This is a genomic window from Peptacetobacter sp. AB800 (assembly GCF_047807365.1).
In the GTDB taxonomy this organism is placed as follows: Bacteria; Bacillota; Clostridia; order Peptostreptococcales; family Peptostreptococcaceae; genus Peptacetobacter.
Genome location: NZ_JBLOUI010000006.1, coordinates 62819 through 80087 on the forward strand (window position 1 = coordinate 62819; position 17269 = coordinate 80087).

General features: G+C 30.4%; 14 protein-coding genes. 3 read left to right on the forward strand and 11 right to left on the reverse strand.

The genetic code is table 11. From position 1 onward, the window contains the following. Positions 1-116: 116 nt before the first annotated feature. The 7 genes from dnaK to lepA all read right to left on the reverse strand — a co-directional run bounded on the left by dnaK (position 117) and on the right by lepA (position 9544). Entirely contained in the window at positions 117-1967 is a 1851-nt protein-coding gene (gene dnaK, locus ACK2WN_RS03865) for a molecular chaperone DnaK (RefSeq protein ID WP_416154887.1), read from the reverse strand. A gap of 81 nt (positions 1968-2048) precedes the next feature. After that, the gene (grpE, locus tag ACK2WN_RS03870; protein WP_300528549.1) at positions 2049-2630 is read right to left on the reverse strand and encodes a nucleotide exchange factor GrpE; all 582 of its coding nucleotides are present in this window, start codon (positions 2628-2630) and stop codon (positions 2049-2051) included. Positions 2631-2657: 27 nt separating this feature from the next. Continuing rightward, positions 2658-3677 (reverse strand): heat-inducible transcriptional repressor HrcA, encoded by a 1020-nt coding sequence (gene hrcA, locus ACK2WN_RS03875; RefSeq protein WP_300528547.1) that lies wholly within the window; start codon positions 3675-3677, stop codon positions 2658-2660. Between the two features lie 245 nt (positions 3678-3922). Next, on the reverse strand, positions 3923-5053 hold the full coding sequence (gene hemW, locus ACK2WN_RS03880) for a radical SAM family heme chaperone HemW (protein ID WP_300528545.1): 1131 nt from the start codon (positions 5051-5053) through the stop codon (positions 3923-3925). 180 nt (positions 5054-5233) lie between these two features. Further along, positions 5234-6100, reverse strand: a complete 867-nt coding sequence (locus ACK2WN_RS03885) for a nitroreductase family protein (protein WP_329998523.1) — start codon at positions 6098-6100, stop codon at positions 5234-5236. A 223-nt stretch (positions 6101-6323) separates the two neighbouring features. Next, positions 6324-7661, reverse strand: a complete 1338-nt coding sequence (locus ACK2WN_RS03890; protein ID WP_416154888.1) for a CCA tRNA nucleotidyltransferase — start codon at positions 7659-7661, stop codon at positions 6324-6326. Between the two features lie 77 nt (positions 7662-7738). Beyond that, positions 7739-9544 (reverse strand): translation elongation factor 4, encoded by a 1806-nt coding sequence (gene lepA, locus ACK2WN_RS03895; RefSeq protein WP_300528539.1) that lies wholly within the window; start codon positions 9542-9544, stop codon positions 7739-7741. Positions 9545-9939: 395 nt separating this feature from the next. Here lepA and rpsT point away from each other — a divergent pair, with 395 nt between their 5' ends. Beyond that, positions 9940-10206: a 30S ribosomal protein S20 gene (gene rpsT / locus ACK2WN_RS03900; RefSeq protein WP_040410674.1), complete on the forward strand. Its 267-nt coding sequence runs from the start codon at positions 9940-9942 to the stop codon at positions 10204-10206. Between the two features lie 355 nt (positions 10207-10561). Here the strand turns inward: rpsT and holA are convergent, their stop codons facing one another. Together holA and ACK2WN_RS03910 are read right to left on the reverse strand one after the other, a co-directional pair. Further along, complete coding sequence (holA, locus tag ACK2WN_RS03905; RefSeq protein ID WP_300528538.1) at positions 10562-11593, reverse strand: DNA polymerase III subunit delta; 1032 nt, start codon at positions 11591-11593, stop codon at positions 10562-10564. Further along, entirely contained in the window at positions 11553-12872 is a 1320-nt protein-coding gene (locus ACK2WN_RS03910; RefSeq protein ID WP_300528535.1) for a ComEC/Rec2 family competence protein, read from the reverse strand. Before ACK2WN_RS03910 ends, holA begins: the two co-directional genes overlap by 41 nt. Positions 12873-13193: 321 nt before the next feature. Here ACK2WN_RS03910 and ACK2WN_RS03915 point away from each other — a divergent pair, with 321 nt between their 5' ends. Then, positions 13194-13739 (forward strand): biotin transporter BioY, encoded by a 546-nt coding sequence (locus ACK2WN_RS03915; RefSeq protein WP_416154889.1) that lies wholly within the window; start codon positions 13194-13196, stop codon positions 13737-13739. A 69-nt stretch (positions 13740-13808) separates the two neighbouring features. Here ACK2WN_RS03915 and eis read toward each other — a convergent pair whose 3' ends face one another. Together eis and ACK2WN_RS03925 are read right to left on the reverse strand one after the other, a co-directional pair. Next, positions 13809-15011 carry a GNAT family N-acetyltransferase gene (gene eis, locus ACK2WN_RS03920; RefSeq protein WP_329999504.1) on the reverse strand — a complete coding sequence of 401 codons (1203 nt, stop codon included), beginning with the start codon at positions 15009-15011 and terminating at the stop codon, positions 13809-13811. A gap of 9 nt (positions 15012-15020) precedes the next feature. Further along, positions 15021-15920 (reverse strand): DUF2156 domain-containing protein, encoded by a 900-nt coding sequence (locus ACK2WN_RS03925; protein WP_300528596.1) that lies wholly within the window; start codon positions 15918-15920, stop codon positions 15021-15023. Between the two features lie 234 nt (positions 15921-16154). On the opposite strand from ACK2WN_RS03925, the gene ACK2WN_RS03930 reads away from it, so the two are divergent. Further along, positions 16155-16997: a ComEC/Rec2 family competence protein gene (locus ACK2WN_RS03930; RefSeq protein WP_300528527.1), complete on the forward strand. Its 843-nt coding sequence runs from the start codon at positions 16155-16157 to the stop codon at positions 16995-16997. Positions 16998-17269 lie beyond the last annotated feature (272 nt).

Consider the following 17269-nt stretch of genomic DNA (forward strand, 5'->3'; position numbering starts at 1 on the left):
TCATACTTTATAATTCTACTTTAATATCTTACTTTATTCACAGGTCAATTACAAGCTATATAGTCTTTTTTCCTGGAATAATCACATTCAGTTATCTTAATACTAAAGGTTAGATATTATTTATCTTCATCTACTTCTTTGAAGTCTGCATCGTATACATTGTCACCATTTGAAGAAGATCCTTCATTTGCCTGTTCAGCACCTGCCTGCTGCTGAGCTTCCTGCTGTGCCTGCTGATACATTATTTCAGATACTTTCTGGAATTTCTGCATTAATTCATCTATAGCATTTCTTATTTCTTCTGCTGTTGCATCTTCTTTATCTTTTACAGATTTTACATTTTCTATTGCTTTTTCTATTGCTTCTTTATCATCAGCACTTATTTTATCTTCAACTTCTTTTAAAGTTTTTTCTGTCTGATATACTGTTGATTCAGCCTGGTTAACAGCTTCTATTTTTTCTTTTTTAGCTTTATCTGCTTCTGCATTCATTTCAGCTTCTTTAACTTTTCTTTCTATTTCTTCTTCAGATAAGTTAGTGTTAGAAGTTATAGTTATTTTCTGTTCTTTTCCAGTTCCTAAATCTTTAGCTGTAACATGAACTATACCATTAGCATCTATATCGAAAGTAACTTCTATCTGAGGGATTCCTCTCATTGCTGGTGGTATATCAGTTAACTGGAATCTACCTAATGTAGTATTGTCGTAAGCCATACTTCTTTCACCCTGAAGTACATGTATATCAACAGCTGTCTGGTTATCTGCTGCAGTTGAGAATATCTGAGATTTTTTAGTTGGTATTGTTGTATTTCTTTCTATTATCTTAGTGAATACATTACCTAATGTTTCTATACCTAATGATAATGGAGTTACGTCTAATAATAATAAGTCGTTAACTTCACCAGTTAATACACCTGCCTGTATTGAAGCACCAGCTGCAACACATTCGTCTGGGTTTATACCTTTGTGAGGTTCTTTTCCTATGAATTTCTTAACAGCTTCCTGAACTGCTGGTATTCTTGTAGAACCACCAACTAATAATACGTCATCTATTTCAGAAACTGATATTCCTGCATCTGATATAGCTCTCTTCATTGGTTCCATAGTTTTTTCAACTAATCCTGCTGTTAATTCTTCAAATTTAGCTCTTGATAAATCTACGTTTAAGTGTTTTGGACCTTCTGCAGTTGCTGTTATGAATGGAAGGTTTATATTTGTACTCATTGTTGAAGATAATTCTTTTTTAGCTTTTTCAGCAGCTTCTTTTAATCTCTGAAGAGCCATCTTGTCATTTCTTAAATCAACACCTTCAGCTTTTTTGAATTCTTCTGCTAAGTAGTCTATTACTATTTTATCGAAGTCATCTCCACCTAATCTGTTGTTACCAGCTGTAGCTAAAACTTCGAAAGTACCATCACCTATTTCAAGTAATGAAACGTCGAATGTACCTCCACCTAAGTCGAATACTAATATTTTTTTATCCTGATCTAATTTATCCATACCGTAAGCAAGTGATGCTGCTGTTGGTTCATTTATTATTCTCTTAACTTCAAGTCCTGCTATTCTACCAGCATCTTTAGTTGCCTGTCTCTGAGCATCTGTGAAGTATGCTGGAACAGTTATAACTGCTTCTGTTACTTTTTCACCTAAGTAGCTTTCTGCATCAGATTTTAATTTCTGAAGTATTATTGCTGATATTTCCTGTGGTGAATAATCTTTTCCATCTATATTTACTTTGTAGTCAGTACCCATATGAGTTTTTATTGAGCTTACAGTTCTATCTGCATTTGTTACTGCCTGTCTTTTTGCTGGTTCCCCAACTATTCTTTCTCCATCTTTAGTGAAAGCTACTACTGAAGGAGTAGTTCTCATCCCTTCTGAGTTTGGTATTATCTGTGGTTCTCCACCTTCTAATACTGCTACACATGAGTTTGTTGTACCTAAGTCTATACCTATTACCTTTGCCATTTTAATTTCCTCCTTTATGATTATAAATCATATTATGATTTGTAATTTACCTTTTCATTTAATTAATTTATTTGCTATTTACTAGCAAGAAACTTTTACCATAGTTGCTCTTACAACCTTTTCATTTAATTTATATCCTTTTTGTAGCACATCTACAACCTTACCAGGTTCTACGCCACATATATGATCCTGCATAACTGCCTGATGGAAGTTTGGATCGAAAGGCTCATCTTCAGCTGGTATTTCTTTAAGACCAAATTTACCAAGAGTATCTAAAAGCTGTTTTAAAACTAGCTCAACACCCTGATAAACTGCTGTACCTTTATCTGCTGAATCTAAAGCTCTTTCCATATTGTCTATAACAGGAATAAGTTCTGCCATTATTTTTTCATTGGCAAATATTCCTATATTTTCTTTTTCTTCATTAGTTCTTCTTCTGTAGTTTGCATATTCAGCTTGAAGCCTCTGATATTTATCATTCATATCAGCTATTTCATCTTTTAATTTTTTTTCTTCAAGTTTAGCATTTATATCTGTTACGTTTTCTGCTTCACCTTCTATCTCTTCATTAGAAACATTTACTTCTTCATTCTGAGCTTCCTCAGCCGTTTTAGTATCTTTTTTCTCCTCGTTTATACCTTTATTATTTTCCAAGACATACACCCCTCAGTCCGTCAGCTTTTTGCTGTTTTATTTCTTTTTATTTAGTAAAATGCTCATATAATTTATTATTGAGCAAACTCTAGCGTAATCCATTCTTGTAGGTCCTATAAAGCTTATCTTTCCTAATGTATTATTATCTACATTATATGTAGCTGTTACGACACTACAATCTTTTTCAAGACCTTTTCCATTTTCATTACCTATTAGGATATTTAAGTTATCCTTTTGAATACCCTTCTGTTTAATAAGATCTGTAACGGCATCTTTTTCTTCTACTAGATTTAAAAATTCTCTAGCTTTTATTATGTCGTTAAACTCAGGATAATTGAAAATGTTTGTAGCTCCATTTAATGTAAGTGAATAATCATCATCTGACTCTTCACCATTTAGAACATCTATTAATGTATCGACTATCATTGAAAACTCACCAATCTGATATTTTACATATGATATAAAGTTTTCATCTAAGTCAGCTACACTCTTTCCAGCAAGTCTTTTTGTTAAGCTATCTGATATAAGATTTAGCTTAGCCTGTTCAATATTTTCTCTTACTGGTATGTTTGCTTTCTTTACATCACCTTTTTCTGAAACTACTATTAAAAGTATCTCGTTTTCATTTAAGTTTACCAACTGTATATATTTTATTACGTTGTTTGCTATACTCTTTGTAATAGCTACTGTAGTATAATTGGTTAATTTTGATAACATCTTTGATGTTTCATGAATTAAACCATTTATATTGTCTATATTGTTTTGCATACAGTTTTCAATTAATCTTTTTTCTTCATCAGTAAGCTCTCCCTTGCTCATTAAAGAATCAACATATAATCTATATCCTTTAACTGAAGGAACACGACCTGCAGATGTGTGAGGCTGTATTAGATATCCTAGCTCTTCCAAATCCGCCATTTCATTTCTTATAGTCGCTGCACTAACTCCAAAATCATGTTTCTTTGAAATTGTTCTAGAACCGATAGCCTCTGCTGTATCAATATAATCTTTAACTATCGCTTTAAGTATATTTAATTTTCTCTCATTCAATTCCAAATTCATCACCTTCTTACTTTATTAGCACTCATCATTTAGGAGTGCTAAAAAGCTTATACTTATTTTATAACACCATTAGAATTTTTTGTCAACATCTTTTGAAAAACTTTTTGAAAAGTATTTTTGAACGCAAAAAAGAAATCCAATTATACTATAATCAGATTTCTTCATTGCAAATTCAATATTCTTTATATTAATTGTCCACCTATATCTAAGAGTGCTAATTTTTATATTCTTACTCTTCTCTAAGATAATATTTCTAAAAATACGCTATTGGATATTTCCCTTCCCTTTTGAGTTAGTTTTATATTTTCCTCATCTACAGTTAAAAGACCTCTCTCAACTAAATCCTCTACCTGTTTTTTATATTTATCACAGAATTCAACTCCAAATCTATTTTTAAAATCAATTCTATTAATTCCAGAGTTCATTCTTAACCCCATAAACACCATTTCTTCAATCATTTCCTCATTAGATAGATTTTCTACATTGACAATAGGTTTTTTACCACTTTCTATTTTTTCATGGTAATTATCTAAATTAGATTCATTAGTATATCTATCTCTTCCAAGATATCCAGCTGCACCTGCACCAAGTCCAAGGTAATTCTCACACTGCCAGTAGATTATATTGTGTCTACATTCTTTGCCTTCTTTAGAATAATTAGATATTTCGTACTGATTATATCCATTGTTTTTTAGATAGTTAATAGTGTATTCATACATCTCTATATCTCTATCCTCATCCATAAGTTCAAACTCATCTCTCTCGTACATATTAAAAAGCTCTGTACCTTCTTCAAGTATAAGAGAATACGCAGAAATATGCTCAGGGTTTAATGCTACAACTTTTTCCAAACTCTCCTTCCAATCATCCTCGGTTTGATTAGGTAGAGCAAACATAAGATCTATATTAATATTATCAAAACCTACATCTCTAGCTTCTTTAAAATTCTTTTCAAACTCTTCATAAGTATGAATTCTACCTATATAACTTAAATGATGATTTTGAACAGCTTGAAGACCTATACTCAACCTATTTATCCCACTTTTCTTGATAGCTTCTAACTTTTCTCTATCAATAGTCCCTGGATTACACTCCATAGTAATCTCTGCATCATCAGAAATATTAAAACTATCTTTAACACACTTCATCAAACTCTCAATCTCATCACAAGATAAAATACTAGGAGTACCTCCACCAAAGAAAATAGTATCGACAACTCTATCAGAACATTCATCTGAATACATCTCAATTTCTTTCTTTAAATCATCTAAATATCTCTTCTTATCACATAAATTCATCCTAAATGAATTAAAATCGCAGTACTTACACTTCTTCACACAAAACGGAATATGTATATAAACTCCAAACATCAAACATTCCTCCTTTTAATAATTATTATTTTATACAATCTGAAGATGCATCGCAACACATAAATATGTTACAAAATCAAAGCTATGCATCGAAGTCTGGAGATAAGGTTATATTTGTTCTAAGCATAAAAAAAGAGATGCCTCTTTAAATAATCGAGACATCTCACATAATCAATTTAATTATATATTGCAGTATCCAACCACTCTATATTCAGCAGGTACTTCATATCCACTTGCATCAAATACCCATTTAGAGTCCATAAGAGTTGTATCTACTATTAATCCGAAGTATAACATAACTATACCAGATGCTATTTTTCCTTCGTATTCGTCTTTTAATTCTTCTTTATCAACAGCAAGAACTATTTTACCACCGTCAACTATAAATCTCCATGGCTGTTTGTTAAGTGCTGAAGGAGCTAGTCTAGCATATGAGAATGCATCTAATAAAGCTCTTGTTTCTAGATCTTCTATATCTGCTGCCTGTCCCCATTTATCCATGAATACTATTTCTTCTATAGCTTTTCTATCTGATGCAGGTTCTGCTATTGCTTTTTCCATTTCTGACTGAGAATAGTTTTCTCCTGTTTTAGTAGCTTTTAAAACTTTTTTCTTAGCTTCGTCAGCATATCCAAATGCTACTAAAGCAACTAATTCTTTATCAGTTACTATTCCTATATTTTCAAGTATTTTCTTTCCGTCTTCAAATGTTATCCAGCAAGAATCTATTTTTAATTCTACACCTTTTAATCTTGCATTTTCTGCTATATATCCAGCATTTTCTATATAATTATCTTTTTTATCTGAAAGTAAAAGCATGTAGTGTGGTGCATCTATAAGGAATCCATTATATCCAGCTAATCCTTCCATTTTATCATATACTTCACCTTTGTTGTAGAATTTTAATTCTGTTTCTATTCCAGGTACTAGAACTTTAGCTGTTTCAATATATTTTTTTATTTCGTCTAAGTTTTTAGCTTCAACTTCTTTTTCTTTAAAACTTCTAACTGATTTTGAGTTCATTATTAAATTCTTATAATCCATCATTTTGTACTCTCCTTCTACCGACAAATAAATAATCTAATTTAAAAAGCCGATACATATTAATTAATTCTTTATGTTCATTATATACCCTTTTCACTATAATTCAAACCGACTTTTTTAATTTTTTAAATTTTTTATAAATTTAATTATATATTCTATTTTTATCGAAATACTCAAACAAGGCATATATTTATAGATTTTTTAACTTTGATATATTTAATTTTATTTATTTTACTATTTTTAACAATTCTTCTTTTTTATTTATACTTGGATTTTTTATTACTTCTTTTAAGATTTTATTTAGCATTTCTCCAATTTCTTTTCCTGGTTTTACTCCAGCTGCTATCAAATCTTTTCCATTTATATCTAAATCTTTAACTCTAAAACACTCGCCGTTATCCACAATTTCTTTTAAAGTATTTTCTACATTGTTTAGTACTATTAGGGCTTCTACTGTAAATGCTTCTAATACTTCTATTCCTACACTTTCAATTTTCTTTTCTTCTTCGCTTTTTTCTTCAAATTTACTTTTTCTTTCTTCTAAATATGTATCTACTTCAGCTGCTTTTAAATCAATTAAATATTCTAGCATTTCCACACTATCTAGTTTCATAAGTAAATACTTTAAATCCTCTTTATTGTTGGAAATATTTCTCATACTGTATTTTAAAAGCTCACAAGTCTTAGAAATTGTTTTATTGTCGTATCTCATCTTTTTGAGTATTTTTTTAGTATTTTCAATTCCGATTGCTTCATTTATATAAACAAAGAACCCAGCTAATCTACAAGCTAAATCTTTTTTGCATAAATCGGCACAATTAACACCCATTTTTATCAACTCTAATGATGAAAAATCTCTATTAAAATCATCCTTATCTATATTATATAACTCTGGTAGTATATTTTTTAATATACCACTTTCATGGTAAATCATTATTTTTTTTGCATTCGACATCAATGTCTTAGTAAATTCTAGATTTATTCTCTCAATAGATACTGCAGATATCAAATCAGACATCTCTTCTATCGCTTTAAAAGTTTCATTCTCAATAGAAAATCCAAGCTGTGCAGAAAATCTAATTCCCCTCATCATTCTAAGTGCATCTTCTTCAAATCTTTTTCTTGGATTGCCAACACATCTTATCACCTTATTTTCAAGATCATCTCTACCACCAAACACATCTACTAATCCTGTAGAATTATTATATGCCATGGCATTTATTGTAAAGTCTCTTCTAGATAAATCTTCTTCTATATTCTCTGTGAATTCGACGCTATCTGGATGTCTTCCATCTGTGTAATCCCCATCTATTCTATATGTAGTTACTTCATATGCTTCCTTATCTATCACCACAGTGACAGTACCATGTTCTATACCTGTTTCTACAGTATTTTCAAATATATTCATTATATCTTCTGGCTTTGCAGATGTAGCTATATCCCAGTCATTTGGCACTCTTCCAAGTAAGCTATCTCTTATACAGCCACCTACTGCAAACGCCTCAAATCCATTTTTTTCTATTTTTTCTATTATATACTCTGTTGTTTCTGGTAATTTTATCAAAAAATCACTTCCTATCTTCTAAAAAGGCTGTTACACATACCTATGCAACAGCCAAATTATTTTTATATTCTATTTTATTAGTCGTCAAGTTTTAGAACTGACATGAATGCTTTCTGTGGTACTTCTACGCTACCAATCTGACGCATTCTTTTCTTACCTTCTTTCTGTTTTTCAAGAAGTTTTCTTTTACGAGAGATATCCCCACCGTAACATTTTGCAAGAACGTCTTTTCTTAAAGCACTTATTGTTTCCCTTGCTATTACTTTATTTCCAACAGCTGCCTGAATTGGAACTGCGAACTGATGTCTAGGTATTTCATTTTTAAGTTTTTCACACATAGCTTTTCCTCTTACAAATGCTTTTGTTTCGTGGATTATGAAGCTAAGTGCATCGACCTGTTCTTTATTGATAAGTATATCAAGTTTAACAAGTTTAGAAGGTACATATCCCTTCATTTCGTAGTCTAGTGATCCATATCCTCTAGTTCTTGATTTTAACGCATCAAAGAAGTCGTATATAACTTCATTTAGAGGTAGGTCATAGTGAAGCATAACCCTTCTATCGTCAATATATTCCATATTGTGCATAGTTCCTCTTCTTTCCTGACAAAGCTCCATAACAGCCCCTACGAAATCTTTTGGAACTATTATATCACCTTTAACTATAGGCTCTTCTATCATCTGTATTTCACCTGGTTCAGGTAAGTTTGCAGGGTTCTGTATCATAACAACTTCTCCATCAGTTTTTGTAACTCTGTATATAACAGATGGTGCAGTTGTTACTATATTAAGGTCAAATTCTCTTTCTAATCTTTCCTGCATTATTTCCATGTGTAATAATCCAAGGAATCCACATCTAAATCCGAATCCAAGAGCTGCAGATGTTTCAGCTTCGAATTCTAAAGCTGCATCGTTTACCTGTAATTTTTCAAGAGCATCTCTTACGTTTTCGTATTTTTCACCTTCACCTGGATATATACCACAATAAACCATCGGAGTTGCTTTTTTATATCCTGGTAAAGCTTCAGCTGTCATATTGTTTGCATCAGTTATTGTATCACCAACACGACAACTTCTTATATCTTTTATACTAGCTGCTATATAACCAACATCTCCCGCAGATAATTCAGGAAGTTCTGTTGGATTAGGAGCCATAACACCAACTTCTGTTACTTCGAATTTCTTCTTAGTATTCATCATTTCTATTGTCATGCCTTTTTTAACAGTACCTTCAAATACTCTTACATAAGCTATAACACCTTTATATGCATCATAGTATGAGTCGAATATTAAAGCTTTTAAAGGAGCTTCTGAATCTCCTTCTGGAGCTGGAACATGTTTTACTATTCCTTCTAATACGTCCTCTATATTTATTCCGTTCTTAGCTGATATAAGTGGTGCATCAGATGCATCTAGTCCTATATAGTCTTCTATTTCTGCTTTTACCTCTTCTGGTCTAGCACTTGGTAAATCTATCTTATTTATAACAGGAAGTATTTCTAAATCCTGATCTAATGCTAAATACACATTAGCTAATGTCTGAGCTTCAACACCCTGTGCTGCATCTACAACTAAAAGAGCTCCTTCACAAGCTGCTAAACTTCTAGATACCTCGTAGTTAAAATCGACATGACCTGGAGTATCTATTAAATGAAGATAATACTCTTCTCCGTCCTTAGCCGTATATTTAAGTCTAACATTCTGTAATTTGATTGTTATTCCTCTTTCTCTCTCAAGATCCATGTTATCAAGAAGCTGAGATTTCATATCTCTTTCGCTTACAAGACCTGTAGTCTGTATTAATCTATCTGCTAAAGTAGATTTCCCGTGGTCTATATGTGCAATTATACTAAAGTTTCTTGTTCTACTCTGTCTGCTTGACAATTAAGTTTCCTCCCTTTCAAAATTATTCTCTATTTCAAAGCGATTTATTACGCTAAATTCATTTTTTCCGTTTATGAGCGCAGTTACGCTTTTATATCATACCTATTATTTTACTTTATCTCTTGCTTTATGTAAATAAAAAAGTCATTGTTCAATAAAGAAGTGACAAATATTTTTTCTAGTTTTTTGTTTTTTTAATTGATTTTTTTGTACTCTCCTAGTATAATTTATAATTGACTGTATTTTAGCAGAGCAAAATTATAACCAAATCAGGTTGTCAAAAATATATAAAATAAATAAATATTTTTCCTTGATTTTTATTTATAATTCTGTTAAAATCTAATATGTTGACGATGAGTGATTATTTAATAAAGTTATTGTGGGAGGTGAATAGAATGGCAAACATAAAATCAGCTAAAAAAAGAATAAGTGTTATAGAAAAGAAAACTGCTTTAAACAGAGTAAGAAAATCTCAGGTTAAAACAGCTATAAGAAGATTCGATGAAGCAGTTGCAGCAGGAAACGTTGAAGAAGCTAAAGCTAGATTCCAGTACGCACAGAAAAGAATATATCAGGTAGCTTCTAAAGGAACTATACATAAAAACGCTGCATCAAGAAAAGTAGCTAAATTAGCTCAGAAATTAAACGGTATGAACGCTTAATTACCAGTTTAATATGACATATATGACCCCCTGTTCGCTAAAGGGGGTTTTTTTATTGCCCAAATTTAGCACAAAAAGGGTATATATTGAATTTTGCTCCAGGCAATCAAGTTGCATTGTCGCTCAAATTCAATATATACCCTTTTTCAGTTAAATTTTCCCTTATCTTAAAAACTAACTTGTCGTTGCAAATTAATCTATGCTCGTCTCCAAAATAGTACGCTAATAAATGCGATTGCAAAAACTATATATTAAAAACCAATAATAATAACAAATAAAAAAGGTGCTTATACATAGATAGCTTAAAACATCTATATATAAGCACCTTTTTACATATTTTGTAATCAGTTTTATTTTATTTGCAGTATTTTCCTATTAGTATTTCTATGGCTGCTTCGTCACCGATTAGTCCATTTTTTATTCTGTATTCGCTTTCTAGTATGTAGTTCATTATTTCTGTTAGTTTGTCATCAGAGAAATTCGTTCCCTGTTTAGCTGCATTTTTTACAACGAATTCTTGTAGTCCTAGTGTAGACGCCATTTCTTTGAATTTCATGTTTTCTTTTTGCATATCTTTAACTTTTAGTATTATTCTAAACTGTCTAGATATTAAGCTCATTATTCTTAGTACAGGCTCCCCGTCGAATACCATGTCTTTGAATATTTTCATAGCAACAGACGCATTTTTCATTCCTATATTATCTATCATTCTAAATACATTGTTTTCAACTTTTCTAGGAGAAAGTTTGTCTACTATTTCATTTGTAAGGTTATTTCCAGCTCCAGCGTAAGAACCCATTTTAAATATTTCATTTTTTACATCTGTTAGAGTCATGTCGCTGTTTTTATCTCTATATCCAAGTTGCTCTATAAAGTAGGCTATTGTAGCATTTTCCGCATTTACATCAAGTCTAGAGAATTCTCTTTTTACCCATTTAAAAAGATCCATTCCATCTAATTTCTTACATTCACATACAGTACCAACCTTGTTTACCTTCTTGTATATAGACTTTCTCTTATCTATATCTCCATAAACTATGAATGCTAGTACAGTAGTGTCCGGTATATTATCTAGTCTTTCGATAAAGTATTTTTCATCTGCATCTGTAAAATTCTTCTTATTTCCATTAAAAAGTTCAAAGTCCTTAACTATTACAACTTTTCTCTCGTCCATAAATGGAAATGTTTCTATTGAACTAAGAAGCTGATCTAACTGTACTTCTTTTCCATCTATAACATCAAAGTTGAAATCAAGCATACTTTCATTTAATCCAGACTTTAACATTTTTATTGAATTTTCTATAAGATAATACTCTTTTCCATAGAAAAGATACACTCTCTCAAAATTATTCTGTTTCATTCCTCCGATAATATCCTTGTAATCCATTTCTTTGCTCCTCTACGACTTTGATTTCATAATAAATTATGCCTAGACTAATTATTATATAATAAATCACAAGAAAACTAAAGTCTAATTGAGTAAATTGTATGTATGAAAACCATATTTCATCAACTTTTTCTAAGATAAAATAAATTATCGTTATAATTACAGAATTTAATCCTGCTACAATGCTTGCGATAAACGGAAAAATTTCAAATAAAAATATACTTGCAACATCTATATAGACAACAAAAGCTACAAATGGTACTGCTAATACATTACTTATAACTGATAATATAGAAATCCCATCAAAACTATACACAATTATAGGCAAAGTCATTATATTTGCAGCTATAGTTACCGATGCAGCTGAAAATTTTATCCTTTTATTTATAATTGGATAAAAGTAAACTATAGAAAAAGTAGCTAAAAAACTTAGTTGAAATCCTGTGTTGTATATTACAAATGGATTTAAAAATATCATCACAGAAGCAATTATAGAAAGTGTACTAATTCCATCTCTCTTCCTATCCAACACAAAGCATATATCAGCAAATACAGAAGATACAACTGCTCTTCCAATAGATGGACTTCCACCTGCTATATAAAAGTATATAAATAGTACTATATTTACAACTACCATATTAAAAGCGATGTTTATCCTTCTCCCCATAAATCCAGCCAAAGTACATAATATACCTACATGAAGCCCAGAAACAGCTATAATATGGCTTACACCAGTCCTCGAAAACATCCTCTTATCCTCATCACTCATAAGATCCTTATCTCCTAAGAGCATAGAATTAATAAAATCAGACTTATCTTTATACAAATAGGCATTTGTATCTTTTATGTACTCTCTAATTTTTCCAATTAATTTATATGGTTTACTAATACCAACTTTCTTACAATCACTCATTATACAGTAAACCTCTATTCCAGTACTTTTTAAATACCTACCATAATTGAAATCATCGAATTTCATTTCCCCTAAAAGCTTCGACTTTCCCTTAACCACTACAACATCCCCAACATCTAAATCAGCTTTATTAGAATAATCATTTACCAAGCACTCTCCTATTCTATATTGAGTATACCTATCCTTTTTCGCTTCAGAAATAACTGTACCTTTAATAGAAACAATCTGATTTGCTTCTACTTTGTCTACTAATTCTCCTTTGGTAGATAATATAGCAATTATAAATATACAAAGAAATAAAATAACAGATGGCCTTCTAATAAAAAATACCCTCAATCTCTCAAATAAATTTCTACTCTTCTCCATATGTCAACCACCTCTCATTACTTTCTACTTTTATATTTGACAGTTTTCAAAAATATATTCATAAATTTTTTTTAATTATTTATATAATTTAAATAAATACATTATTTTTTTAAGATAACAATAAAAAATCTAGCGTAACCCAAAAATAAAATAATAAGTTTACTTTTGCATTTAGGTAAACTTATTGTGCATATATAGTTGACATTTATCCAATTTTAATTTATTCTAGTAAACATAAATCTCATACTATGATCATAAAGCAAAAGGATTTATAAATTTTATATCAAAACACAAAAATTAAAAAGAAAAGAGGTATTATTTATGAAAACAAAAGAATTAGTATACGTAGCACTTTGTGCGGTTATAATCGCAATTTGCTCTTGGATTTCTATTCCAACTGCAGTACCATTTACTCTACAAACATTTGGAATATACTTAGCAATTTCAGTGCTTGGAGGTAAACTTGGAACAATATCATTTCTAATATATCTAGCACTTGGTGCAATAGGTCTACCAGTATTTGCTGGATTTAAAAGTGGTTTTGCTGCAATAACAGGTCCAACAGGAGGGTATTTGCTAGGATTTTTAGCTACTGCACTAATAATGTGGGGATTTGAAAAATTCTTTGGGAAAAATAAAGTATCATTCATAATTTCTGCAATAATAGGTCTTGTAGCATGTTATGCACTTGGAACAATTTGGTTTATGAAAGTATTCTCTGCCGCTAATGGAGCAATTGGACTTGGAGCAACTCTTGGAATGTGTGTAATACCATTTATAATCCCAGACTTAATCAAACTTGTCGCTGCATATCTAATAGGAAGCAAAATATCTGCAATCTCAAAACTAAATACAGCAACTTGCTAAAAATTCAATTGATAATATAAAAAAATGGGCTACTTCATCAATAATTACTGATGCAATAGCCCATTTTTATTAGTCGTATTCATTTATGTGATTTCTCTTTTTAACAAAAACTTTTCTAAGTATATCTAATTTTTTTTCGTTTATTTCCTTGTCGTATAAATCTAAAACATCATCTATATCTTTATATCCAAATATCAGCTGAGATATCTGATTTATATCTAAAACTAAATCGGCATTTTCCTCATTATATTCTAGCTTTTCAAAACTATAATCATTATCTCTAAATTTTAAACAATAATTTGCTGTATTCTGTGGTATATACTTGTCTTTTACAGATATCACTACACTTTCAAAATCGCCATCTAATTTTTCTAAGTAATTGTAAGCACATTCAAGATAGTCTGCCATATTTATAAAACATCCATCCATATTTACAACTCTTCCCATCATAAATGGTTTTAAAAGTGATTCCGATGTCTTAGGATTTTTCAATGTATTACCTATCGTATTTCTAACGTCTTCCATGATAACAACCTTATCACACTGTGTATTGTGGTTGTAGATAAATGCTAAAATAGACTTTAATGCATTTGTATTACTAAAGTACACTTCTCTAACAAAGAATTTTCCTTCATTAATAGCATAAATAACATATCCGTCGTACACACCATTATCAGAACAAATATAAATATGTCCTCCATCTGCTGCTACTTCTTTAAACATATTCTCATATCTCTGCTTACCTCTTACAGTATATCCATTTAATCTTCTATTAGATTTATTATAAATATCTATAAGATTATCTATATCCGATTCTTTTGCCCTTTTAAAATCTCTTTCTATTCTAAAAGCTGATAAATCCTCTATATTTATTCTGTGCTCCATCATATCGTAGCAATTTTCAAATCCAAATCTTCTATAAAGCCTAAAATCTATCGGCATAAGTATAGAAACATTTTGTCCTCTGTTGTACATCTCTTCGAATGATAAATTCATCAAAGACTTCATCATCCCCTTGCCCCTAGCCTCTGGTAATGTAGATACACCTACAACATAGGATACATTTTCTTCTTTATTACCAAGCTTTATAGTATGCTGGTTCAAATGAATTGATGCAACTACATCTCCATCTAACTCTGCAACAACAGTATTTTCCGCTCTATACTTATTTTCAAAGTAGCAATTTTCTACTTCTTCACCTTCATTGAAACAATATGTCCATATTTTTCTTATCTGATCGTAATCTTTATCAGTCGCTATTCTGGCAGCCATTGGATCCTCCTATTTTTCTCTAACTGTATATTTTTCAGCAAATCTAACAGGATGATAAGAAAGCTTAGCTTTTCTAAGTCCTTCTATACCTAAATCTTCTTCTCTATTTACAAATTCAACATCTGGGAATTCGTCTACTAAGAATTTCTGATTTATATATGGATAAAGTCCTCTTATCTCTGGATTCGCCTTTTCTATATGTATAAGAGCCATATTCGGTTTTAATTTTTCACCTATACTAAATGCTTCTAACGCTCCATCAACATATATTCCAAAAACTTTCACTCTATCTCTTAGTTTATCATAATTGTTGAATATTTTTTCTATTGCTACATATTCTCCATCGTCAACCTCAGCATCTGAGTCCTCTTTCTGAACCTTCCACTTATCAAGTAATGCTCTACAATCGTCGAAATCTGCTATATCTAATAATCTACTTTCAAATCTTCCTTCGTACTCTTTTAAGAAGTAGTTTATATGATTTCTCTTCTTCTGATTTTTTCTACCTGCTAATGTTCTTAAAGACTCAGCATCGTATATGTAGTCAAATAAATCTCTTTCTTCTATATATTCAAATTTATCTCCGTAATTACTGTGAACATAGTCCACCATTTCCTTATTTATACCTCTTAAATAAACTTTACTTTCTATTTCTTCAAAGTAATTCATTGCAAAGTCTATAGCTTTTTTAACATTTTCTCTTGATGCAAGTGGTAGTACTGAGAATATTTCCCCTTCATATTCCCCGAAAACTATCGCAAAATCATCTTCTATATGGTATTTTGTCTTGTAAGTATCCCGCCACATAAACATTGTAGCAAAACAATAATCACATGCTTCATACTCTGTCATATCAAAGAATGGCTGTAACCTATCCAACGATTCTATATCTAAATTTTTAAATTCTATTTTACTCATAAAAACCTCTCCTTTTTTCCCCTTAACATATCCTTTTTTTATTTTATATTTATACATTTATATTTTTAATTATCACATCTTTTGTTTTCATCTCTTTTCTCAAATCTCGTTTACAAATAAAAAAATTTGTAAACTATACAAATGAGAGAACTATTAATTTTATAATTTTTATTTTACCCTAAAATTATATTTCCCAAACATTTATTTTAACAGAGGTGTACAAAAATGAAAAGTAAATCACTTATAAAAATTTTTTCAATTCTTTTACTAGTTATCTATGTAAACGGTTGCGCCAGAGAAAAATTATTTTCTGTACATATAATTGATGTCGGTCAAGGAGATAGTATATTCATACAGACACTCGAGGATAAACGTATTCTTATAGATGCAGGTGATGAAGAAGCTGAGCATACAGTTTACTCATATTTAAAAAGAAGAGGAGTAAAAAAAATTGATGTTTTAATTGCCACACATCCAGACACAGACCATATTGGAAGTATGGACTATATTATAGATAAATTTAAAATATCTCATTTCTATATGCCTGATGCGAAAACTGATTCTGAGGCTTTTTACAATCTTTTAGATAGCTGCAAAGAGAAAAATTTAAAAATAGAATACCTAACAAAAGGAGATAGATTAAAAATAGATAGCTCTACAACTATGGAAATCTTATCTCCATCTACAATTACCGATAAAAATAATTTAAATTCAATTGTATCGCTATTAAATTACAAAGGTTATGAGTTTTTATTTACTGGAGATGCTGAAAAAGAAAATGAGTCAGAAATATTATCATCTTGTAATTTGCCAGATATAGAGTTTTTAAAGGCAGGTCATCATGGCAGCTCTTCCTCATCAACAGATGAATTTATAGAAAAGCTTAAACCAGAGGCTATTGCAATCTCTTGTGGATACAACAATGACTATGGTCACCCACATAGAAGCGTATTAGATACATTTAGAGAAAATGGGGCTGTAGTTTATAGAACTGATAAAAATGGATCACTTGTATTTTATTGTGACGACAACGGAATTTTTACAAAGAAAAAATACAAAACCGAGTAAAATTTATAAATATAAAACTGCTCTATCATTTCAAAGATGAGCAAGATAAAAGTCTTTCTATTTTCAAATTATTCTGATTTATGTTATCATTAATTATACAATAAACCTTAAAGGAGGTTTGTCTATAAAAAATATAATTCCTACTTGAGATACAAAACTACGGTTTTGTTAACTTGATATGAAAAAAATACTCTCGAAACAAAAAATAAATCGATGGGTTAAACTTGATTTCAAAAATTTTAAAAAATTGCACAACAAATAAACCTAACAAA